Origin of the sequence: Martinezella rhizogenes, from assembly GCF_027460065.1 — a bacterium.
Lineage (GTDB): Bacteria > Pseudomonadota > Alphaproteobacteria > Rhizobiales > Rhizobiaceae > Agrobacterium > Agrobacterium rhizogenes_C.
Map to the genome: position 1 here is coordinate 206,942 of NZ_JAPYZZ010000003.1, position 21,310 is coordinate 228,251.

The 21,310-nt window shown below is 60.6% G+C and carries 18 protein-coding genes; 7 read left to right on the forward strand and 11 right to left on the reverse strand.

Annotation, left to right across the window (positions count from 1 at the left end):
• Positions 1-63 precede the first annotated feature (63 nt).
• On the forward strand, positions 64-366 hold the full coding sequence (locus tag O8B93_RS07500) for a type II toxin-antitoxin system RelE/ParE family toxin (protein ID WP_269709213.1): 303 nt from the start codon (positions 64-66) through the stop codon (positions 364-366).
• Positions 359-649, forward strand: coding sequence for an addiction module antidote protein (locus O8B93_RS07505; protein ID WP_269709214.1), 291 nt, complete (start codon positions 359-361; stop codon positions 647-649). Before O8B93_RS07500 ends, O8B93_RS07505 begins: the two co-directional genes overlap by 8 nt.
• Here O8B93_RS07505 and O8B93_RS07510 read toward each other — a convergent pair whose 3' ends face one another.
• Genes O8B93_RS07510 through O8B93_RS07525 form a run of 4 tightly spaced genes read right to left on the reverse strand, consistent with a single transcriptional unit; the run spans position 650 to position 4,549 of the window.
• Entirely contained in the window at positions 650-1,465 is an 816-nt protein-coding gene (locus tag O8B93_RS07510; RefSeq protein ID WP_269709215.1) for an ABC transporter ATP-binding protein, read from the reverse strand.
• On the reverse strand, positions 1,462-2,502 hold the full coding sequence (locus O8B93_RS07515) for a FecCD family ABC transporter permease (RefSeq protein WP_269709216.1): 1,041 nt from the start codon (positions 2,500-2,502) through the stop codon (positions 1,462-1,464). The genes O8B93_RS07510 and O8B93_RS07515 overlap by 4 nt, the downstream gene beginning before the upstream one ends.
• Complete coding sequence (locus O8B93_RS07520; RefSeq protein ID WP_269709217.1) at positions 2,499-3,542, reverse strand: FecCD family ABC transporter permease; 1,044 nt, start codon at positions 3,540-3,542, stop codon at positions 2,499-2,501. Before O8B93_RS07520 ends, O8B93_RS07515 begins: the two co-directional genes overlap by 4 nt.
• Positions 3,539-4,549, reverse strand: a complete 1,011-nt coding sequence (locus O8B93_RS07525) for an iron-siderophore ABC transporter substrate-binding protein (protein WP_269709218.1) — start codon at positions 4,547-4,549, stop codon at positions 3,539-3,541. The genes O8B93_RS07520 and O8B93_RS07525 overlap by 4 nt, the downstream gene beginning before the upstream one ends.
• A 221-nt stretch (positions 4,550-4,770) precedes the next feature.
• Between O8B93_RS07525 and O8B93_RS07530 the strand changes: the two genes are divergently transcribed.
• On the forward strand, positions 4,771-6,891 hold the full coding sequence (locus O8B93_RS07530) for a TonB-dependent siderophore receptor (protein ID WP_269709219.1): 2,121 nt from the start codon (positions 4,771-4,773) through the stop codon (positions 6,889-6,891).
• 148 nt (positions 6,892-7,039) lie between these two features.
• On the opposite strand, the gene O8B93_RS07535 is transcribed toward O8B93_RS07530, so the two are convergent.
• Positions 7,040-7,933, reverse strand: coding sequence for a helix-turn-helix domain-containing protein (locus O8B93_RS07535; protein ID WP_269709220.1), 894 nt, complete (start codon positions 7,931-7,933; stop codon positions 7,040-7,042).
• Between the two features lie 208 nt (positions 7,934-8,141).
• On the opposite strand from O8B93_RS07535, the gene O8B93_RS07540 reads away from it, so the two are divergent.
• Positions 8,142-8,318, forward strand: coding sequence for a hypothetical protein (locus tag O8B93_RS07540; RefSeq protein WP_269709221.1), 177 nt, complete (start codon positions 8,142-8,144; stop codon positions 8,316-8,318).
• Between the two features lie 89 nt (positions 8,319-8,407).
• Here the strand turns inward: O8B93_RS07540 and katG are convergent, their stop codons facing one another.
• Positions 8,408-10,579: a catalase/peroxidase HPI gene (katG, locus tag O8B93_RS07545; RefSeq protein WP_269709222.1), complete on the reverse strand. Its 2,172-nt coding sequence runs from the start codon at positions 10,577-10,579 to the stop codon at positions 8,408-8,410.
• A 208-nt stretch (positions 10,580-10,787) separates the two neighbouring features.
• Here katG and O8B93_RS07550 point away from each other — a divergent pair, with 208 nt between their 5' ends.
• The gene (locus tag O8B93_RS07550) at positions 10,788-11,696 is read left to right on the forward strand and encodes a hydrogen peroxide-inducible genes activator (protein WP_269709223.1); all 909 of its coding nucleotides are present in this window, start codon (positions 10,788-10,790) and stop codon (positions 11,694-11,696) included.
• 59 nt (positions 11,697-11,755) lie between these two features.
• Here O8B93_RS07550 and O8B93_RS07555 read toward each other — a convergent pair whose 3' ends face one another.
• From O8B93_RS07555 to O8B93_RS07570, 4 genes are all read right to left on the reverse strand, one after another.
• Positions 11,756-12,634, reverse strand: coding sequence for a DUF3313 domain-containing protein (locus O8B93_RS07555; protein WP_269709224.1), 879 nt, complete (start codon positions 12,632-12,634; stop codon positions 11,756-11,758).
• A 144-nt stretch (positions 12,635-12,778) separates the two neighbouring features.
• Positions 12,779-13,765: a DUF535 family protein gene (locus O8B93_RS07560; protein WP_269709225.1), complete on the reverse strand. Its 987-nt coding sequence runs from the start codon at positions 13,763-13,765 to the stop codon at positions 12,779-12,781.
• A 450-nt stretch (positions 13,766-14,215) separates the two neighbouring features.
• Positions 14,216-15,550, reverse strand: coding sequence for a sensor histidine kinase (locus O8B93_RS07565; protein WP_269709226.1), 1,335 nt, complete (start codon positions 15,548-15,550; stop codon positions 14,216-14,218).
• Positions 15,547-16,221, reverse strand: a complete 675-nt coding sequence (locus tag O8B93_RS07570; RefSeq protein ID WP_269709227.1) for a response regulator transcription factor — start codon at positions 16,219-16,221, stop codon at positions 15,547-15,549. Before O8B93_RS07570 ends, O8B93_RS07565 begins: the two co-directional genes overlap by 4 nt.
• 179 nt (positions 16,222-16,400) lie before the next feature.
• Between O8B93_RS07570 and O8B93_RS07575 the strand changes: the two genes are divergently transcribed.
• Both O8B93_RS07575 and O8B93_RS07580 read left to right on the forward strand, forming a co-directional pair.
• Positions 16,401-17,558, forward strand: coding sequence for an efflux RND transporter periplasmic adaptor subunit (locus O8B93_RS07575; protein WP_269709228.1), 1,158 nt, complete (start codon positions 16,401-16,403; stop codon positions 17,556-17,558).
• Position 17,559: 1 nt separating this feature from the next.
• Positions 17,560-20,706 carry an efflux RND transporter permease subunit gene (locus O8B93_RS07580; RefSeq protein WP_269709229.1) on the forward strand — a complete coding sequence of 1,049 codons (3,147 nt, stop codon included), beginning with the start codon at positions 17,560-17,562 and terminating at the stop codon, positions 20,704-20,706.
• A 20-nt stretch (positions 20,707-20,726) separates the two neighbouring features.
• Here the strand turns inward: O8B93_RS07580 and O8B93_RS07585 are convergent, their stop codons facing one another.
• Positions 20,727-21,266 carry an NUDIX hydrolase gene (locus tag O8B93_RS07585; protein ID WP_269709332.1) on the reverse strand — a complete coding sequence of 180 codons (540 nt, stop codon included), beginning with the start codon at positions 21,264-21,266 and terminating at the stop codon, positions 20,727-20,729.
• Positions 21,267-21,310: the final 44 nt, after the last annotated feature.

A 21,310-nucleotide genomic window follows, 5' to 3' on the forward strand; every position in this document is an offset into this window, starting at 1 on the left:
GATTTCGGTTCTCAATATTCCATCTTCACATTTTGTAACTTATAAATTACAGTCTCAATTACAATGCAGCTAAAGCAATCTGCAACATTTCAAAAATGGTTTGGCAAACTGAAGGATGAAAGGGGCAAGGCTCTGATTACGTCCCGTCTGAACAGGCTTTCCTTCGGTCATGCAGGCGACGTCGCTCCCGTTGGCAATGGCATCAACGAATTGCGCATCCATTATGGGCCAGGCTATCGGGTTTATTTCGTGAGGTCAGGTGATGTCATTATCTTTCTCCTTTGCGGCGGGGACAAAAGCACGCAGGAGAAGGATATTAAAGCCGCAAGGCAGATTGCGGCGCAATGGAGTGATGACGATGAGTGAGAAATTCACGAACTTTGATCCCGCCGAACACCTCAGGAGCGATGAAGCCATTGAGGTGTTTCTGGAGGATGCGTTCGCTACCAATGATGCGGCATACATAGCAAATGCGCTTGGTGTTATTGCGCGTGCAAAAGGCATGACGCAGGTAGCGCGTGAAACCGGACTTGCCAGAGAGCATCTTTACAAATCGCTTAGCGAGGCGGGAAATCCGACGCTTGAAACGACGATCGCCGTCCTCAACTCCCTGGGTTTTCAGCTCACCAGCAAACACAAGGCGGCATGATCAGCACCTGACATCATCCACCACCACCCGGTGCCGCCCGATCGGCAGCATCATCGGCTTGCCGGAGGTCGGATCTTCGATGACCCGGCTTTCGATGCCGAAGACGTGGTGGACATTCTCTTCCGTCAGCACCTCTTCCGGCGTGCCGCAGACATGCAGCTTCCCGTCCGTCATGGCCACGAGATGATCGGCATAACGGGCTGCGAGATTGAGATCGTGCAGCACCATGACGATGGTGGTCTCCCGGGCATGGTTGAGGTCGGTCAGAAGATCGAGCACTTCGACCTGATGGCTGATATCCAAAAAGGTTGTGGGCTCATCCAGCAACAATATGTCGGTCTGCTGGGCAAGCGCCATGGCGATCCAGACCCGTTGCCGCTGGCCGCCCGACAGTTCATCCACCGGCCGCTCGGCAAGGTCCACCGTATCGGTGGCGACGAGGGCCGCGGCAACCGCCTCGTCATCCTGCCGCGACCAGCGGGCGAACATTCCATGATGCGGATGTCGGCCACGGCTGACGAGATCAGCAACGACAATACCCTCCGGCGCGATCGGCGACTGCGGCAGAAGGCCCATGCACTGCGCCAGTTCCTTCGAAGGAAGCCGGTGGATCGACTTGCCATCGAGCAGGACTTGCCCGGCGCGCGGCGTGATCAGCCGCGACATGCTGCGGAGAAGTGTGGACTTGCCGCAGGCATTGGCGCCGACGATGACCGTGATCCTGCCGCGCGGAACAACGAGATCGAGCCCTTCGATGATAAGGGTTTCGCCGTAGCCAGCCGAAAGGCCGTTCACGGAAAGGGAGTGGCCGGTCATAACGAGCCTCCGCTGCGGTTGACCCGCACGATAAGGTAAATCAGATAGGGCGCGCCCAGCGCACCGGTAACGACGCCGACCGGGTATCGACCCGGCAGCAGGAACTGGCCGCAATAATCCCCCACCAGCACCAGCACCGCGCCTACAAGTGCGGCGGGAACGAGCAGCGAGCCGTTGCTGCCGACGATACGCGCGGCAATCGGCCCCGACAGGAAAGCGACAAAGGCGATAGGTCCCGAGACCGCCGTTGCAAAAGCGATCATGCCCACGGCGGCGATGATGACGATGATGCGGGTTTTTCCAACCCGCACGCCGAGTGCGGCCGCGGCATCATCGCCGAGCCGCAACGCCTCGAGATCACGCGCACGACTGATGAGCAACCCGCCGAACAGGATGAGCGCGATGAGGAGCGGCGACGTCTGGGCAAGTTTGGCGCCGTTGACACTGCCCGTCAGCCAGCGCATCGCCTCCTGAAGCGTCCAGGCGGGCGCGACTGAAAGAATATAGGCGATGAAGCTTTCGAGCATGGCAGAAACGCCGATGCCGACAAGGATGAGCCGTGTTCCCGCCACGCCGTTGCGGAAGGACAGGAGATAGACCAGCAGCGCAATGCCAAGACCGGCGAGGACGGCAAAGACCGAGACAAGCGGCCCGTTCAGCTGCAGAACAACGATGGCGAAGACGGCGGCAGCGCTCGCGCCGGAACTGATGCCGATAATATCGGGACTGGCTAGCGGATTGCGCAGCATGATCTGAAAGGCAACACCGCCCAGCCCGAAGCTCAGCCCGGCCAGCACCGAAAGCAGCGCACGCGGCAGGCGCAATTGCCCGACAGTGAAGCTGACACCGGCAATATCCTCGCCAGCCAAGACGCGCATCACCTCACCGGGCGGCGTAAAGGATTGCCCCAGCATCAGCGTCAGGGCGAATGCGGCAATCAGCAGGAGCGACAGGATGGTTATGACAAGGCGACGCCGGCGCTGCCGGGTCTGGCGGTTCAAGACCAGTGTGTCGATGACGGCAGCGTGCATGGTCATAGTTCGCGCACCCGCTGGCGTCTGACGATCCAGATGAAGAACGGTGCGCCGACCAGCGCGGTAACGATGCCGACATCGAGTTCGGACGGCCGTGCGACGATGCGGCCGACAATATCGGCGGCAAGCAGCAGGCAGGCGCCGCCAAGCGCGGAAAATGGCAGCAGCCAGCGATTGTCCACACCGACAAGCAGGCGGCACAGATGCGGCACCACCAGCCCGACAAAGCCGATTGGCCCGCAGATGGCTGTGGCCGCACCGCAGAGAAGAATGGCGCCGAAAGAGGCCACGGCCCTGGCGACAGCGACATTTTCACCAAGGCCGGCGGCGAGCTCGTCACCCAGCGCCAGCGAATTCAGCCTGCGCGCCGAAAGCAGACTGATGGCAAAACCGGCAGCCAGAAACGGCAGAACGGTCTCGATGCGCTCGAAGGTCGCGCCGCCGACACCGCCGATCTGCCAGGCGCGGATGCCGCCGGCAATATCGCTGCGCGGCAGAACCACGGCGATGACCAATGACGAGAAGGCGACGGATGTGGCGGCACCGGCAAGCGCCAGTTTCAGCGGCGTGGCCCCGCCCCGTCCCAGCGAACCGACGACATAAACGAAGATGGCCGAGAGGCCCGCACCAACAATCGCGGCAATGATGAAGGCCTGTGAAGACGCAATGCCGAACCAGACGATGGCGATGACGACGGCGAGCGACGCACCCATATTAACGCCGAGAATGCCGGGATCGGCCAACGGATTGCGGGTGACGCCCTGCATGATGGCTCCTGCCAGTCCGAGTGCGGCACCGGCCAGAAGCGCAAGCACCGTGCGCGGTATGCGAACCGCAACCGCCGCTTCCGCAACCGTTTCGACCCGGCCGGCAAGCGCCGCTGTGATATCGGCCAGCGATACGTCACGCGTGCCGATGGCGACCGAAAGCCCGCAAAGGACTGCGAGAAGCGCCAGCAAAGCGCTGAGCCACGCCGTTCGTTTGCGGTTGGAGCGGCCGGCAAGCAGCACGGCCGGACCGTTACCGGATCCCGGCATTATCATTGCGATTTTCCGGAGGATTTGTCCGCCGCTTTAGCCAGAAGATCGGCATAGTCCTTCAGCACCCAGGAAATCGACAGCGGCGTTGGATTGGAAGCGGTGCCGAGCGGATCGCGGCCGAGCATGACGATAGCATCGCGAGAAACCGCGGGCATGCGAGCAAGCAGCGGATCGGCGCGCATGGCATCGAACAGCGGCTTACTGCCATACGTCACGACAATATCGACATCATCGAAGGCATCAACACGCTCGGCGCTGACACCAGCGGCGAATTGTCCCGGCTTCGTCGCTTCCACGACACTTTTCGGCGAGGCAAGCCCGAGATCGGCGAAGAACTTCACCCGGCTGTCATTGGCCGTGTAAAAATTGACAACGCTGAGATTGGTGGCATCGAGATGGGTGACGAACATCGCCGACTTCCCCTTCAGCTGCGGATGGCCTGCGACCACCTCGGCAATTTCGCCTTCGATGCGTTTGATCAGCGCTTCACCTTCCGCAACCATGCCAAGGCCAGCGCTGTTCAGCCGGATCATCTCGCGCCAGTCCGTCGCCCAGGGGGAAACGGGATAGGCGACCACGGGCGCGATCTGGCTCAGCGTATCGTAGTCGGACTGGCTGAGACCGGAATAGGCCGCGAGAATGACATCCGGCTGCGTTGCCGCCACGGCCTCGAAATCGATGCCGTCGCCCTCATCGAACAAAACCGGTTTGTCCGCCTTGAGTTCGGCGAGCCGCTTCGCCACCCAGGGCAACAGGCCATCGCCGTCATCATCACCGAAATTGGCGGCGGCAAAACCGACAGGCACGACGCCAAGCGCCAGCGGCACCTCATGGTTCGCCCAGGCGACAGTGGCAACCCGCTGCGGCTTCTTCGCAATCGTCGTCGTACCGAAGGCGTGCTTGATGACGATGGGATAGGTCGTCGCGTCATCCGCCGAGGCAATATTCGGCGCGATTATCGACAGAAACAGCACAAGGGCCGGTACGAGGCAGCGGAACGGACGAAGCATGACGAAGCTCTCAAAGGTTCAAAAGTGGACTTGAACTCTCAGCTTCATATGCCCCCGTCAAGCCTAAGGAAGAGATGCCGCCCGAACAGCGGTGAAATTTCCGGGGTTTTGTACAAAACCACAAAAAGTTACAATACCGGACAAACTTTCTCAAGTTATTGGGCGCTTCGAGAGTGGGCCGTGCAAACGGCGATCGGGGCATCAACTTCTGGAATCTGGCAATGAAAATCGAAATCCACGGCAAAAACCGTAAAACCGCGCCATACCGTTACGGGCAAGCCACCCTGCTTGCCTGCACGGCGCTTGTCGCCACCCTGCCCGGCCCCCTGCTGGCACAGGAGGCTGCCAATACAAGCGGCAGCACGGTTCTGGAACGGATCACCATCGACAGCGGCGACAATGACCAGAAGTCCATCGTCGCCACCCGCACGACGAGCGGCAGCAAGATGGCGACCGACATTCTCGATACGCCAGCCTCCGTTTCCGTCATCACCGCCAAGGAAATGCAGCAGCGCGGTGTGCAGACCGTGGAAGAAGCGCTTCAATATACGGCCGGCGTGACCACGGATTTCTACGGCTCCGACGATCGTTTCGACTATTTCAAGATTCGCGGCTTCGATGCCTATACCTATCGCGACGGCCTGACGCTCGGCCGCCCTTTTGGTGCGGCGCGTGAGGAAACCTATGCCTATGAGCGCGTGGAAGTGCTGAAGGGCGGCAATTCCACCACCTTTGGCGTCTCGGATCCCGGTGGCTCTGTGAACTATTCCACCAAGGTTCCGAAACGCACCCGCTTCGGCGAAGCCTATATCACCGGCGGGTCCTATAGCCGCGCCGAAACCGGCTTTGACTTTGGCGACAACATCACCAACGACGATACGTTGTCCTATCGCCTGACCGGCAAGCTCAGAAATGCCGATGCGGAATATGACTATTCCCGCGATGACGAGAAATTCTTCATGGGCGGCCTGACCTGGCGTCCCACCGATGTCACCAGCCTGACCGTGGTTTACGATCATCTCAACAAGGATGGCGTTCCCGGCGGCGGCGGCCATCCGGTCGGTTCGCATTTCGACAGGAGCCGTTTCTTCGGCGAACCGGATTACAACTACCGCGGCACCAACCGCAATTCGCTGAGCGTGATGTTCGACCACGATTTCGGCTCCGGCCTGACGCTGAGTTCCAATGCGCGCTACAGCAAGACAAATACCGATTTCGGTTATGCCTATATCTCGTCCACGCCGACCAATGGTTCGACAATCGCCAACCGCTCCTATTTCGGCAACGATACCGAGACCGAGAATTTCCTGATCGACACACGGCTGCAATACGACACAACCTTCGAAAACGTCGAAAGCCGCAGCCTCGTTGGCGTCTTCTATAACGACTACTCGTCCAGCAGCAAAAACTACTTCGGATCGGCCCCAAGCATCAACTGGATGAACCCGGTCTATACCGGCGCACCCTCCTCGGTGCCGCTCTTCTCCAACTCGCTGACGGACCAGAAGACCAAATCGATCTATCTGCAACAGGACCTGACCTTCTTCGACAGGCTGATCGTCAGCGCCGGCCTGCGCAATGACTGGATCGACACCGACCAGACCAACCGGCTGAACGGCACAACGGCGAGCGGCGACATCAGCGAACTGACCAAGCGCATCGGTGTGTCCTACAAGGTCACCAACGAGATCGCACCCTATATCAGCTACGCCGAATCGGTGGTGCCGGCATCGGGCCTCACCGTGGAACCGGAGCGCGGCGAACAGATCGAGCTTGGTATCAAATACCGGCCGGAGGCTTTCCCCGCTTTGTTCACAGCCTCGATCTACGACCTGAAGAAAAACAACATCACCGTCACCAGCCCGATCACCAGCCTGCCCACCACGATCGGCGAAGTGCGCGTGCGCGGTCTCGATCTGGAAGCCAAGGCGGAGGTCACCGACAATCTCAGCCTGACGGCAGCCTACTCCTATCTCAATGCGGAAATCACCGAAAACGGCACGGGCGGCAATGTCGGCAACCGGCCGCAATTCGTGCCGGAACATCAGGCTTCACTGTGGGTCAACTATACGCTCGAGGGCAACGACCACTTCGGCGACACGACCTTCGGTCTCGGCGGCCGCTACACCGGCTCTTATTATTTCGACAATGCCAACAAGGTCTCTACCGGCAGCAGCATCACCGTGGATGCGGCATTAAGCTACAAAATCCAGGAAACCGCCTCCCTGGACCTGAACGTTTCCAACCTCTTCAACGAAAAACACGTCGCTTATGGCGGGTTCGGCGCTGACTTCTACAATCCCGGCCGGGCGTTTTCCGTCACACTGCGGAAGACGTGGTAAACGTCACGATTATCAATATTTTTCAGCGTATTGCATAATTTTCCTAATGTTCAACGTCATCCTCTGGCTTGTCCCGAGGATGACGTCGAGCGAGGTTTATGGAACGCGTCAAACCGCTGAACGTAACCGGCACGACACCGACCCGCTATCAAAGCAGCCTGTGCATGCGCCGCCAGGCGGCCGGCGTATCACCCACCGAGTGGCGGAAGGCCTTGGTCAGATGGGCCTGATCCGAAAAACCCAGCTGCGCGGCGATATCGGCGACGGTCAGATCGCCTTCCAGCAGAAGTTTCTGGGCGACGTTGATACGCCGCTCCAGCTGCCATTGCAGCGGTGTCTTGCCCGTGGTCTGGCGAAACACCGTCGCGAACCAGCTTTCGGAAAGCCCGACAATATCGGCCATTTCGGCAACCGTCATGCGGTCGTCGCCACGCCTTTCGACCCGGGCGAGCAACCTGTTCATCTGCGCCTGCGTCAGCCTGCCATTGGCCTGCTCGGGCGTCGGACCGGGAATATCCAGCAGACCCGCAACGATGCCGCCGACCAGACTTTCGGCATAAAGCGGATGTTTCGTAGGCTCGGCCAGTTCATCGACAAGCAGGCCTGCGAGCGTTTCCACCGCGCCGATATCCTGTATCTCCACCGGACGGCGCAGCGCCGTCATGGCCGCAGAACCACCCACCGCTGGCGACAGGAAGCGCAAAAGCCGGTCTTTGTGAATATGCAGATTGAGGTGCGAAAAGCGATGCGTGGCGTTGCTGCTTGTCCACATCGGCACACCGGCCGGCACATAGACCGCCCGCGTCATCGGCCGCGAATGCTGCGAAAGCTCGCCATCGCGGTTGGAAATCCGGATTCTCGACGATACGTCATTAAAGAAAATCATGATGCGGGGATCAGCAGCCAGATAATAACCCTTCGCCCCCATCTGGCTTTCGGCCTCCCAGAACGCGCTGACCAGCCCGTCAAACTGGCGCCATTTGACCGGCGCAGTGACGCTGATCCCTTCCGTGTGCCAGGTCATGGAATGCCAGAAACTCAATGCGGTTACCGTCCGGTTGTCGAGCCGAGGTTGGGGACGCGGGAAGCGGCAAACGCCGCAACAGACATCGCGCCCCACGCCAATAACATGACTTATCAATTCATGTTAATAGCAAAGATCGTTATAAAATGAAACATTCGCTCACGCGGAACCTTCAACCCGGGGGACCCGTTAAGTCCATGAGATGAATTTAACACGGGAGACTGTCATGGATAGCAAGAAGGAACCGGGCGACTTCGCAGACAAGAAGCGCGAGGAACAGGGCCGTGGCGTTATTGTCGCCGGGCCTGATGCGCATGAAAATGAAAAGAGTGGCAAGACGCCTGCGGGCAGAACCGAAAAATCCTCCCCTGACCGGCAGGTTCCATCTTCCGACCGCCGCTGATGTGATTTTTGGATGCTTTGACAAGGTCAAAAAAACACCTCCCCGATCGCTCGGGGAGGTGTTGCCTTATTGGGTGGTCGCCTTTCCGCTCAGACGAGGTCGAAACGGTCGGCGTTCATCACCTTCGTCCAGGCGGCAATGAAGTCGCGGACGAATTTTTCCCTGCTATCGTCCTGCGCATAAACTTCCGCATAGGCGCGCAGGATGGAGTTGGAGCCGATCACGAGGTCGACACGGGTCGCCGTATATCTGGCTGCACCGGTCTTGCGGTCACGAATCTCATAGAGATTGTTGCCGGTCGGAACCCAAGAATAGGCCATATCCGTCAACGTCGCGAAGAAGTCCGTCGTCAGCGCGCCCGGTGTCTGGGTGAACACGCCATGCGCCGCACCGCCATAATTGGCGCCGATGACGCGCAGGCCGCCGATGAGGACGGTGAGTTCCGGCGCTGTGAGACCGAGAAGCTGCGCCCGGTCGAGCAGCAGTTCTTCGGGGCTGACGACATAGTCCTTCTTGACCCAGTTGCGGAAACCATCCGCCAGCGGCTCAAGCGGCGCAAAGCTGTCGGCATCCGTCTGCTCGGCGGAAGCATCACCACGGCCGGCCGCGAAAGGCACGGCGATATCGAAGCCGGCCGCTTTCGCCGCTTGCTCCACGCCGTAATTGCCAGCGAGAACGATCACATCGGCGATGCTTGCGCCGCTTTCACGGGCGATCGGCTCCAGAACCGAAAGTACGCGGGAAAGACGGGCGGGCTCATTGCCTTCCCAGTCCTTCTGCGGTGCTAGGCGGATGCGGGCGCCATTGGCGCCGCCGCGCTTGTCCGAACCGCGGAAGGTGCGGGCGCTGTCCCATGCGGTCGCAACCAGATCGGCGACCGGCAGGCCGGAAGCGGCGATCTTCGCCTTGACGGCAGCGACATCGTAACCTGTGGAACCGGCAGGGATAGGGTCCTGCCAGATCAGGTCTTCAGCCGGAACGTCTGGGCCGATGTAACGGGACTTCGGCCCCATGTCGCGATGCGTCAGCTTGAACCAGGCACGGGCGAAGACGTCCGAGAAATGGTCCTGATCGTCCTTGAACTTCAGCGAAATCTCGCGGTAGATCGGATCGACCTTCAGGGCCATATCGGCATCGGTCATCATCGGGATGGTGCGGATCGAGGCATCCTCGACGTCAACAGGCTTGTCCTCTTCGGCGATGGTGATCGGCGCCCATTGCGATGCACCGGCGGGGCTGTGCGTCAAAGTCCATTCATGCTTGAACAGCATGTCGAAGAAGCCGTTGTCCCATTTGGTCGGTTCGCTCGTCCAGGCACCTTCGATGCCCGACACCACGGTGTCACGACCAATGCCGCGGCCCTTGGTGTTGATCCAGCCGAGGCCCTGATATTCCGGGCCAGCAGCTTCCGGATCGGGGCTGAGATTGGCAGCACTGCCATTGCCGTGCGACTTGCCGATGGTGTGGCCACCGGCCGTCAGGGCGACGGTTTCTTCGTCATCCATGCCCATGCGGGCAAAGGTTTCGCGCATCTGCGCCGCCGTTGCCAGCGGATCGGACTTGCCGTTGACACCTTCCGGGTTGACGTAGATGAGGCCCATCTGCACGGCGGCAAGCGGGTTTTCCAGCGTCTCGGGCTTGGTGACATCGCCATAACGACCGTCGCTTGGCGCCAGCCATTCCTTTTCGTCACCCCAATAGGTGTCCTTTTCCGGTGCCCAGATGTCTTCACGGCCGAAGGCGAAACCGAAGGTCTTCAGACCCGCGACGTCATAGGCGATAGTGCCGGCGAGCGCGATGAGATCGGCCCAGGAAATCTTGTTGCCGTATTTCTTCTTGATTGGCCACAGCAGGCGGCGGCCCTTGTCGGTGTTGACATTGTCCGGCCAAGAATTGAGCGGTGCGAAGCGCTGGTTGCCGGTGTTGGCGCCGCCGCGACCGTCGGTGACACGATAGGAACCGGCCGCGTGCCAGGTAACGCGGGCCATCATGCCGACATAGCTGCCCCAGTCGGCCGGCCACCATTCCTGGCTGTCCGTCATAAGCGCACGCAGATCGGCCTTGAGGGCTTCGACATCAAGCGTCTTCAGCGCTTCACGATAGTTGAAGGAGGTGCCGAGCGGATTGGTCTTGGTGTCGTGCTGATGCAGGATATCGAGGTTCAGCGCGTTCGGCCACCATTCGGTCACCGATTTACCGGAGGCCGTATTGCCTCCATGCATGACGGGACACTTGCCAGCCGGTTTTGAAGTTGCGTCCATTTCGCCCTCCGATGGGTTTATCAATTAAACAAATTATCAGTTCGACATGTGCAGCATTCCGAGCCAGAGGCAGCGGCAGGTCTCAAACGACCTGCTGCGATGCCGATGATCATCCACAGCTACAGCTTCTTTCTGTCATGAAGATGACTAACAGCCGGGTTCCATAATTTCCAATTGTATATTCTAAAGGCTGCGATATGCTGAGCTTATGATTGCCCTCTCCATGAAACATCTCCGTTATTTCGATGCGCTGGCCAAAATCGGCCATTTCGGGCGCGCCGCGGAAGCCTGCGCCATCTCCCAGCCTGCACTATCCTTGCAGATCCGGGAACTGGAGGAATTGATCGGTGCGCCGCTCGTCGAACGCGGCAGCCGCCAGATCCGACTGACGGCGCTGGGTGAGGAATTTGCCGAGCGCACCCGGGCGATACTGCGTTCGGTGGACGAGTTGCAGGACCTGGCGCGCGCAGGACATGGCCCTCTCAGCGGCCGCCTGCGCATCGGTGTCATTCCCACCGTCGCACCCTATCTTCTGCCGCAGGTGATCAAAACGCTGACCCGGCATTACCCCGGACTGGAAGCACGCCCGCGCGAGGCGGTGACGCAGAAGCTCATTGAAGACCTTCTCGAAGCCCGGCTCGACATGGCAATCGTTGCGCTGCCGGTCTCGGAACCATCTCTGGAAGAAGTGCCGCTGTTTTCGGAAGAATTCATTCTGGTGCGGCCGATGGAGGATGCCGGCATGCCGGTGCCGAGCGCCGACAAGCTGGGTGAAATGCGCCTGCTGCTTTTGGAGGAAGGCCATTGTTTCCGCAACCAGGCGCTTTCCTTCTGCAGCACCACGAATGCGCCGCCGCGCGTGCTGATGGAAGGCAGCTCGCTGTCGACGCTGGTACAGATGGTTGGCGCGGGTATCGGCGTCACGCTCATTCCGCAGATGGCGGTCGATATGGAGACGCGACTATCCACCGTCTCGGTGTTCCGTCTGGCGGAGCCGCGCCCATCCCGCACCATCGGCATCGTCTGGCGCAAGAGCAATCCGCTTTCGGCGCAATTCGCCCATATTTCGGAGATTGTTCGGGAATGTGGCCTTCAGAAACTCGGTCTCGCGCCATAATGGCTTCGGCCGGATGATCGCGCGCATCGTAACGCGCGCGATCTGGAAAGGGCGGCTGCCTATCGCGACCCTGCCCTTGCATGTCTGTCGGTCCATTCGGGTGGCGCGCCGAACTTGTCGGCCACCATGCCCTGCAAGCCGCGTGAACGGCCATAGGCGTCACATTCGACATATTTGGGTTTTCCGCCCAGCGCGGAGCGGATGCGTTGGCCGGAGGGAATGGAGAGGTTCAGGCCATCGGAGACCTTGCCCGTCACCAGAATGCGTGCGAAATAATTGGAGAAATCGGCGGCAAGCCCATAGGCATCGCCGATTTCCGACACACGGGGTTTGCTGGTGATGGAGTTCGCACCCTTGGACCAGACGGCCGCCGCGCGTTGCACGCCGGTATTGTCCACCGCCTCAGCCTCGACGGCCAGTCCGCCGAGCCCGACAGGCAGACGCGGCACGCTGACGGGCAGGACAAAACCGCTGCCGAGAGTAACCGCCGTCGACACTCCCGCCATGGCCTTGTTGGTCGGCACCAGATCGGTGACGACGGTGCGCACCGTCATGTCCGCCGGCTGGCCAAGGGCGGTGATCCGGTATTTGTCACTGAGCGCCACGCAGATGGCGCGATCCAGCGCATTCGAAACAAGGATACGGTCCTTTTCCGATGTGACCCGCGACGAGGCCGCAAAGGAAAAGGTGGTCGGCACGATGGCGACGGTCTTGATGCCGGCCAACCCGTAGGTGTCAACGAAAGTCCGGGATTTGGTGAACTTGCCTTTGGCAGGGCTGAGCTGGGCGTAGGACGTCAGCGTACCGCCTTCCTTCAGCGGCACCGAGCTGCAGCCGGACATGATAATCGCAATGGGCAAGGTCGCGAAGGCGGCGCCGCGGCTGCGGCGACCCCTCTCGCCGGAAGCCCGGGGTAACAGATTCCACCGTTGTTGCACTGCACGTACTCCGGTTGCGTGGTTGATCTTATGCCCCACACGGTACGACAGCCAAAATTGCGGCAACATTACAATCACTACCCCCCGGACGCAGCAACACGGACACACCGCTGCGCAACAGGACAGTGCAACAAGGCAATGCGCCTATGTGCTGCTCCGTTGATCCGATCTCCCGGAATGGCAAAGCCCGGCAGCAGCGCGGAAGAACGCGGCCTTCATCCGGCTGCGTTTGTCTGTGCCGTCCATGCCGGAAATCGGGACCTCAAAACCGAATATGTCGTCGGGTTCGGCCGAGCGTTCGCTCCAGAAGGAATCGATGTCTGAAAACAGCATCTTTTGCCGTCGGCTGCGACGACAATTGATCGGGTGGCGGGCCTGGGACACGGCCAGATAACGGCCGGCACCGCTATCGAGGAAAGCTTGCATTGCCATCAGAACAGCTTCCTTGGGACGCAGACCGAAGAGATCGCGGGTGACGGTCACCATTTCCTGTTTTGCCGCACGGGGACCCTGCATGCCGCCGACGACGATGGTCCTGCGTCCACCTTTGGTCACGAAAAGAAATTTTGCCGTCCATAATATCGCTTCGTCATTACATCGGCTAAGCCGGATGGCGAGGGCACCTTCATGTCGTCCGCCGCAGCGGTCGGCAAGACCAAGGCTGCACCGGTATTCATCGGAGCGGCCGTGCACGACGCCCGTCTCCACCGTTCCGCCAGCCCAAACCGCAGCCAGGACATCTTTTGCAAAACAATGGCTCGCCAGTCGAAAGTTCTCTCTCAGAAGCTCAAGACGGTTTGCATAGGAGAGTTTCGCAACGAGGAATTTCGAAAACGGCTTCTGCAGAAGATCGTCATGAGGCGGCGGCAGTTGTTCGGCTGCCGAAAACCGGCAGAGAAACCGCCACCAGCGCAAGGTCAGAAACGGGTGTGCTGCAAACCGCATCCACAGAAGAAAACCGCGTTTCCAATGGGTGCGAAACATGAATGCAGCGATGCTTCGCCCCAGGAAGAACCGCGGCGGGGGCCGTCCATCACCGGCGAGTGTCGTTTGCGGGAAGAGAAAGGCCGGATCGGCGTTTTCGGGGCTGGCATCGGTCTGGAATATTGCGTTTTCGGAGGGTGACATCATGGTTTGCCTGGGAGGAGGACGAGCGTGTAAAACCGGTTGAAACGAGATAAAATTTCAATGACTCAGGAATTGCTTGAAAAGCCCCTACGGGCCGGAAGCGGCAGAGGGGAATAGAGACTTAACGAGCTGATAAAAAAGGCTTTTTATAATAATTTCGACGGCGGCCAACCCTCTGGCCTTCGCAAAGACGCGCGATCCCGCGAGTTTGTGGCCGACTGGACAGAACTGCGCATGCGTCACCGAGATGTAGCCGGGCATGATGACAGCGAAGAGCAAGATGACGAAGGTGACGCCTCGTCTCTCGACCGCCCTGTCGCAGGAAGCCCGGGGAAACGGATTCCGCTGTCGTTTCACTGGATATGCTCCGGCTGGCATGGTTGATTTCGCGATACGGCGGCGCAAATTGCGGCAAGATTACAATCGTTCCTCTGGACATGGCGCAAACCACGCTCAGAAACGCAGCCGGAAGGTGCTTCCGAAGGCGCTGCTCTCCAGAAAGACCCGTCCGCCGTGATTGGTGACGATCTGCTTGACGAGGCTGAGGCCCAGTCCGGCACCGGTGCTGCGCGGCGTGATTCGGTAAAATGGCTCGAAAATCCGCTCCTGCTGGTCTTCGTTTATCCCCTGCCCTTCATCGGAAATCACGATTTCACCGTCGGCGAGAACCGACACATGGATCATCCCCGTGTTTCCACCATGATCGATGGCGTTGCGCACGATGTTGCTGATGGCGCGCGGCAGCGTGAACGGGTTGCCCTGTAACTCAAAGGCCGCGACCGCCGTTTCGAAGGCGATGTCATAACCCGCCGAAAGCGCAAGCGGTGCGAGATCGGCAACGACGGTACGGGTGATATCGACGAGATCCACCCGCTCGCGCCGATCGTTCACCTGGTCATTCCGCTCGAACGCCAAAAGCTGTTCGGCGGTCTCACCCAGGCGCGCCACATCCGCCAACAGACGTTGCCGCTCCGGCCCGGGCAAACCCTCGATCCGGGTCTGCATGATGGCAATCGGCGTTCTGAGCTCATGCGCCGCATCGATGAGGAACCGTTGCCGTGCCCGGAACTGTTCTTCAAGCCGCTCAAGAATACTGTTGAAGGAAAGGATGAGCGGGACGACTTCGCGCGGCACATCTTCGACGGGAAGCTTCGAACCGCCGCGCCGGGGGTCGATCTCCGGCGCCTTTTTGACGACGGAACTAAGACCTGCAAGTGCCCGGCGCACGATGCGGGGTACGGAAAAGAACACGGCAGGCAGGATGACCGCCAGCAACGGCACGTAAATCTTGTAGGTCTCGGCAAGAAGCGTCAGGAACTGCGCCCTCACATGCGTGGTTCCGCCGAACATGACCCTGACCGGACCCCACTTCGTCTCCAGACTCTCGACCATGGCCGCCTCGGCGACGCCTTCGCCCCCGCGAATATCGGCATCCGTCAACAGATAGAGATACCGGGACAATTCAGCATATGCGGCCGGCACGGCGCCATAGGTGGCCACCCGCCCATCCAGCGTGGAAGCCGTAAACCAGAGCGTACCGTTTTCTGCCGTCAGGGCCCGAAGCGTCGGGCCATCGGTAACCACAAGCCCCTTTTGCGGATCAAGCGACAGCGACTCGTCAAGTGCTTCCGACAGACCGCCCCAAAGCGCGATATTGGGCGAAAGGATCGCCAATCCATAAACGCACAACCCGATGATAACGACGGCGATCATGGCGGAAACGACGATGCTGAGCTGCCAGCTCAATTGCCACCAAAGGGACGGATTGGACTTGCCCTGCGCTTTCATGCGTCCTCCTTCAGCAGATAACCGATGCCGCGAATATTGTGCACGCTCACCCCGGCCGAGGCATCGAGCAGGCGTTTGCGTAGCCGCGATATATGCGCGTCGAGCGCATTGGACTGGATTTCCTCCTCGTAATTGTAGACGGCCGCCTCGAGGGTGGAGCGCAGTACCGACTTGCCCTTGCGTTTGGCGAGCGCGACGAGGACCAGAAGCTCGCGTCTGGGAAGATCGAAGGGAAGCGAATTGATGGTGACGCTGAGATGCAGCGGGTCGATTACGATCCGGCCAGCGGCAATCTCCGCCGGTGCGAGGCCTGACGGCCGTCTCAGAACAGCACGTACCCGCGCCAAAAGCTCGGCGACGAGAAACGGCTTGCCGAGATAGTCATCCGCGCCGCCATCCAGCCCGGCGATGCGGTCCTCCGGTTCGTTCATCGCCGTCAACAGGATGATCGGCGTATCGACGCCGGCGCGGCGCAGTTTAGGGATGAAGGCGAGCCCTTCCCCGTCCGGCAACCGGCGATCAAGCAGAATGGCATCGTAAAGGTGCTGGCGCGTCAGCTCCATCGCGTCACCGAGCCGCATCGTATGGTCGATGACGATGCCCTGCTTGCCGAGCGTTGCCGACAGCGCATCCGCCATTTGCTTTTCATCTTCGATCAACAGAAGTCTCATGGATCACCGTCCCTTTGCTATCTGTTGTCTGCCAGAAAGGTTGCGGCAGTATTGCGGCGAAGAAACCACAGCCGGGTAATGCTGCTGCAATTGTGGTTGCCTATCCAGAGGCCATCCGCCTGCGAGACAGGCGATGCGACCACCGTGACCGGCGGTCCAGCGATTGGAAGGATCACGATATGGCGCTGCGATGGGTAAAGGGAACGATCAAGGCAGGGGGCGCGCTTGCGGGCTGCGTTCTCGTCGTCACCGCTCTTGATCCGGCACGTGGAAGCGTGGATGCGAACGAGCGCGTCAAGGGTATCGTGGCGGCGGCGGCGATGAGCCCGGCCGGCATTCCCTTCGAACTGACAGCCCAGGAAATAGCGACGATCGGCATGCGCCCGATGGCGGAACGGCTTAGCATCAGCGGTGAGCTTCAGCCCGTCAGCCGCGTGGTGATCCGCGCCCGAGAGGCCGGAAAGATTCTCGACATGAACGTCCGGGAAGGACAGGTGGTTCGGGCGGGCGACGTGCTTGTGCGTTTCGAAACCGACGAGTTGCAATCAACGCTGCTGCTCCGGCAGAGCGACCGGGATGCGGCCGAGGCCGAACTGACGCTGGCGATGCAGGCGCTGGCAAGAACCGAGCAACTGGCAGCGAAAAACATCGCCTCGGCGGAGCAGCTCGACAAGGCGAAAAGCGATGTCGTGGTCAAGACCGCAAGGGTCCAGAGCCTGTCAGCGCAGGTGGATATCGCCCGCCTTGCCCTTCGCAACGCCGAAATCCGCGCGCCATTCGCTGGCACCGTGACCCGGCGGGTGGCAGAGACGGGCGCGCGTATCGGCGCCGATGGCGAACTTCTGACGCTGGTCGATACCAGCGAACTGGAAGCGAAGGTTCTCGTCGCCACCCGCAATATTCCGCGCGTCGCCCGCGGCCAGACGGCGGAACTGGAGATTGACGGCCTCGCCGGCCGGATCGTCAAAGGCACGGTAGAGCGCATCAGCCCGGTGGCCGAGGACGGCACGCGGGTCGTTGCCGTCTATCTCAGGCTTACCAATCGCGATGGGCTATTGTGGGGTGGAATGTTCGCCGGCGGATCCATTCTGCTGCGCGAAAAAAACGATGCGCTCGTCGTGCCCGCCATCGCACTGCGCAAGGATGAGACGGGCTACCATGTGCTCAAGGTGCAGGACGGCCATCTTCGTCGCCAGACGGTCGCCGTGGGGCCACACTGGGACGGCGGCAGCCTGATCGAGATCGGCGCGGGTCTTGCGGATGGCGAGACGATCCTGACGGCGCCCCTCCCCGAATTGCGCCCTGATATGGCCGTCACCATCGACAAGGCAGGCTGAGATGTTTCTGACCCGCATATCCGTGAGCCATCCCGTCTTCGCGACCATGATGATGGTGACGCTTCTGGTCATGGGCGCCTTTTCGCTGCAGCGTCTGGGGCTGGATCAATATCCCAATGTCGACGTTCCCGTGGTGGTGGTCGTCACTGCCTATCCGGGCGCGACGCCGGAAACGGTGGAAATGGAAGTGACGCGCCCGGTCGAGGATGCGCTGAACGCCATCGGCGGCCTCGATGAGGTGACGTCCACCTCCTATGAGGGGCGCTCCGTCGTCGTTGCGAAATTCAAGCTCGAAGTTCAGAGTTCGGCCGCCGCGCAGGAGGTGCGCGACAAGATCGCCCCGATCGAGGCGAATTTCCCGGAGGATGTCAAAAAGCCCACGATCTCGCGGTTCGATCCTGCCGCCGAGCCGATCCTGTCGCTGGCGATCAGTTCGACATCGCTCGCTGTGCCTGCACTCACCACCCTCGCCGAGCAGAAGGTAGTGCGGCAATTGACGACGGTTGCAGGCGTCGGACAGGCAACGCTGGTCGGCGGCCGCAAACGGCAGATCAATGTGACGATCGACGAGGCGCGCATGCGCGCGCTGGGAATCGGTGTCAACGAGGTGGTGACTGCGTTGCGGACGGGAAACAGCAACAGCCCGGCCGGCAGCATCGTCGATCCCGTCTCCGAACGCACGATTCAAGTGCAGGGCCGCATCGAGGAACCCGAGGCCCTGCTGGATATGGTCGTGGCAAGGCGTGGCGGCGTGGCCGTCCCGCTGCGCGACGTCGCCACCCTGTCCGAAGGGGCGGCCGATGCCGAAAGCCGCGCCATTTATAATGGCCAGACGGCGCTGGCGATCGACATCGTCAAGGTTCAGGACGCCAATACGGTGCAGGTTGTGCGCGATGTGAGGAAGCGCCTCGAAACACTCAATGCCGAGCTTGCCCCGCAAAATCTACAGCTGCGCGTCGTTACGGATTCATCGATACCGATCGAGGAATCCGTGACCCAGGTGCAGACCACGCTGATCGAAGGTGCGGCACTCGCCGTCGCCATCGTCTTCCTGTTTCTCAATTCCTGGCGCAGCACGGTCATCACCGGGCTGACGCTGCCGATCGCGATCATCGGCACGCTCACCGTGATCGATTTCCTGGGTTTCACGCTCAATACGCTCAGCCTGCTGGCACTGACACTGTCCATCGGCATTCTGGTGGACGACGCCATCGTGGTGCGCGAAAACATCACCCGCCATCTGCACATGGGCAAATCCCATCTGCGCGCCGCCCTCGACGGCACCGGTGAAATCGGGCTTGCGGTGATCGCGACGACGGCGACGATCGTGGCGGTTTTCCTGCCGGTCGCTTTCATGGACGGTATCGTCGGCCGGTTTTTCTACCAGTTCGGCGTCACCGTTTCCGCCGCCGTGCTGATCTCGCTTTTCGTCGCCTTCACGCTCGATCCGATGCTGTCGAGCGTCTGGTATGATCCCGATGCGCAGGCCGATGCGAAGCGTGGTCCGATTGGCCGCCTGATCTCCCGTTTTGACCACGGCTTCGAATGGATGGCCGGGCAATACCGGCATGCGATCGGCTGGACATTGCGTCACCGGCTCGTCACCCTGCTTGCCACCACAGGCATTTTTATCGGCAGCCTGTTGATGGTGCCGCTGGTCGGTACGGAATTCGTGCCCGATGCCGATGAGGGACGCTTCCAGATCAATGTCACCGCACCGGTCGGCTCTTCGCTCGACTATACGACGGTAAAGCTCAGGCAGGTCGAAAAGGCACTCAGGGAATTTCCTGAAGTCGAGATGCTTTATTCCACCGTCAATACCGGCGGTGCGGCCGGCAAACATCGCGCCGCCATTCTTGTCGGGCTCGTACCGCTGTCGGCACGCACGCAGACCCCACTTTCCCTTGCCGAGCCGGTTCGCAAACGCCTGTCGGCAATTCCCGGTATTGAGATCAATATCCTGCAGAACGGTCTCGGCGGCGGCGAAAGCCCGGTGCAGCTCAGCGTCCTCGGCGACGACAGGGCAGTCCTAGAAAAAATCGCAAACGGTCTTGTGGAAGACATGAAAAAAATCCCGGGTCTGGTGGATGTGACCTCCAGCGCCAAGGACGTGACCTCCATCCTCTCGGTCCGATTGAAGCCCGCAGCGGCAAGCGATCTCGGCATTGCCAGGGCCGATCTCGCCGCCGCCCTGTCTCCCCTCATCGGCGGCGAGGATGTTTCGAAATGGACCGATGCGAATGGCAACAGCTACGATATCGTCATTCGCCTGCCCGTCGAGCGGCGCTCCGATGCGGCACGTCTCGGGGAGTTGATGATCGCGACCGACCGCACGGGGGCGAACGGCGCGCCGCTGATGGTACGCCTCGATCAGGTCGCCGATATCGGCATCGTGGCGGCACCGGCGGAAATCCGCCGCATCGACAATCGCCGCGAAATACTGGTGTCGGCCAATATCACCGGTCGTACGCTTGGGGATGTAACGGCGGTCTTGCAGGGCCTGACCGCCGGCCTCGATCTGCCGGCCGGTTATCGCGTCCGCTTCGGCGGCGAGGCCGAAACCATGCAGGAGACCGTCGGTCATATGGTTACGGCGCTCAGCATGGCCATCATCTTCATCTATATCGTGCTCGCCTCGCAATTCGGCAGCTTCCTGCAGCCGCTTGCCATCATGGTGTCGCTACCGCTGTCGCTCGTCGGCGTCCTCATCGGCCTGATGGTGGCCGGCAGCACCATCAATATGTTCTCGCTGATCGGCTTCATCATGCTGATGGGCCTCGTGACCAAAAACGGCATATTGCTGGTGGATTTCGCCAATCGCGAGCGGCGGCGCGGCCTCACCCTCAATGAGGCGCTGGCGAATGCCGGCGTCATCCGCTTCCGCCCCATCATCATGACGACGCTGGCGATGATCTTCGGCATGATCCCACTCGGTCTCGCCGTTGGCGGAGGCGGCGCCCAGCGCGCACCCATGGCGCATGCCGTGGTTGGCGGTCTCATCAGTTCCACGCTGCTGACCCTGATCGTGGTGCCCGCCATCCTGTCCTATATCGACAGCATCACGCGGCGTTTCGCCCGCCTGCTGCCGAAGGCACCGGACAAGGTGGCAGAAACGGGAGTAAAAAATCGAACGGCGTCAACGATCTAAGCCGATCTTCGGCGTGGCGCTCAGGGCTTCTCGCTGTCCTGGCGCTTCTTTTTGCCCTTGGGCTTGAAATCAACCAGCAACGATTTCAGCTCGATGTCGCGAACGCGTCTTGCCGCCTCGTCGGGGCGCACCCATTGCAAGAGGCGCTCGCCGCTTTCCTTGAAACTCGCATCAACCTCCGTCACTTCGATCTGGAAGACATCGACCATGCAGGGCACGACATCACCATTGTCGAGCATCTTGAGATAGGTATAGCGGCCTATGGCGTCCTTTCTCACCCGGCCGCGCACGCCCGCCTCCTCCCATGCCTCGATGGCCGCCGCCTGATGCGGCTTCTTGCGTTTCATCGGCCAGCCGCGCGGAATGATCCAGCGGCCGCTGGTCCGGGAGGTGACGAGGAGAATTTCGATACTGCCGCCATCGGCATAACGGAAGCAGATCGCGGCATATTGCTGCCGGAAAGCGCCGGTGAAGAGCTTTTCCGGAACAGCAGCCAGCTGCTGGAGCAATGTCAGTGGACGGGCCGGGCGGGTCTTCCGGCGTTTCTTGGCGGGTTTCATATCCGTTGATAGTGCCGATTTTCCGGGTTGCATCAATGCCCCGC

Excerpts from the sequence above, each read along its gene's own strand:
- O8B93_RS07585 (WP_269709332.1), bottom strand. The coding sequence starts at position 21,266 with ATGAAACCCGCCAAGAAACGCCGGAAGACCCGCCCGGCCCGTCCACTG.
- O8B93_RS07570 (WP_269709227.1), bottom strand. The coding sequence starts at position 16,221 with ATGAGACTTCTGTTGATCGAAGATGAAAAGCAAATGGCGGATGCGCTG.
- O8B93_RS07560 (WP_269709225.1), bottom strand. The coding sequence starts at position 13,765 with ATGATGTCACCCTCCGAAAACGCAATATTCCAGACCGATGCCAGCCCC.
- O8B93_RS07530 (WP_269709219.1), top strand. The coding sequence starts at position 4,771 with ATGAAAATCGAAATCCACGGCAAAAACCGTAAAACCGCGCCATACCGT.
- O8B93_RS07505 (WP_269709214.1), top strand. The coding sequence starts at position 359 with ATGAGTGAGAAATTCACGAACTTTGATCCCGCCGAACACCTCAGGAGC.
- O8B93_RS07580 (WP_269709229.1), top strand. The coding sequence starts at position 17,560 with ATGTTTCTGACCCGCATATCCGTGAGCCATCCCGTCTTCGCGACCATG.
- O8B93_RS07525 (WP_269709218.1), bottom strand. The coding sequence starts at position 4,549 with ATGCTTCGTCCGTTCCGCTGCCTCGTACCGGCCCTTGTGCTGTTTCTG.
- katG (WP_269709222.1), bottom strand. The coding sequence starts at position 10,579 with ATGGACGCAACTTCAAAACCGGCTGGCAAGTGTCCCGTCATGCATGGA.
- O8B93_RS07520 (WP_269709217.1), bottom strand. The coding sequence starts at position 3,542 with ATGATAATGCCGGGATCCGGTAACGGTCCGGCCGTGCTGCTTGCCGGC.
- O8B93_RS07500 (WP_269709213.1), top strand. The coding sequence starts at position 64 with ATGCAGCTAAAGCAATCTGCAACATTTCAAAAATGGTTTGGCAAACTG.
- O8B93_RS07540 (WP_269709221.1), top strand. The coding sequence starts at position 8,142 with ATGGATAGCAAGAAGGAACCGGGCGACTTCGCAGACAAGAAGCGCGAG.
- O8B93_RS07515 (WP_269709216.1), bottom strand. The coding sequence starts at position 2,502 with ATGACCATGCACGCTGCCGTCATCGACACACTGGTCTTGAACCGCCAG.
- O8B93_RS07550 (WP_269709223.1), top strand. The coding sequence starts at position 10,788 with ATGATTGCCCTCTCCATGAAACATCTCCGTTATTTCGATGCGCTGGCC.
- O8B93_RS07575 (WP_269709228.1), top strand. The coding sequence starts at position 16,401 with ATGGCGCTGCGATGGGTAAAGGGAACGATCAAGGCAGGGGGCGCGCTT.
- O8B93_RS07510 (WP_269709215.1), bottom strand. The coding sequence starts at position 1,465 with ATGACCGGCCACTCCCTTTCCGTGAACGGCCTTTCGGCTGGCTACGGC.
- O8B93_RS07565 (WP_269709226.1), bottom strand. The coding sequence starts at position 15,550 with ATGAAAGCGCAGGGCAAGTCCAATCCGTCCCTTTGGTGGCAATTGAGC.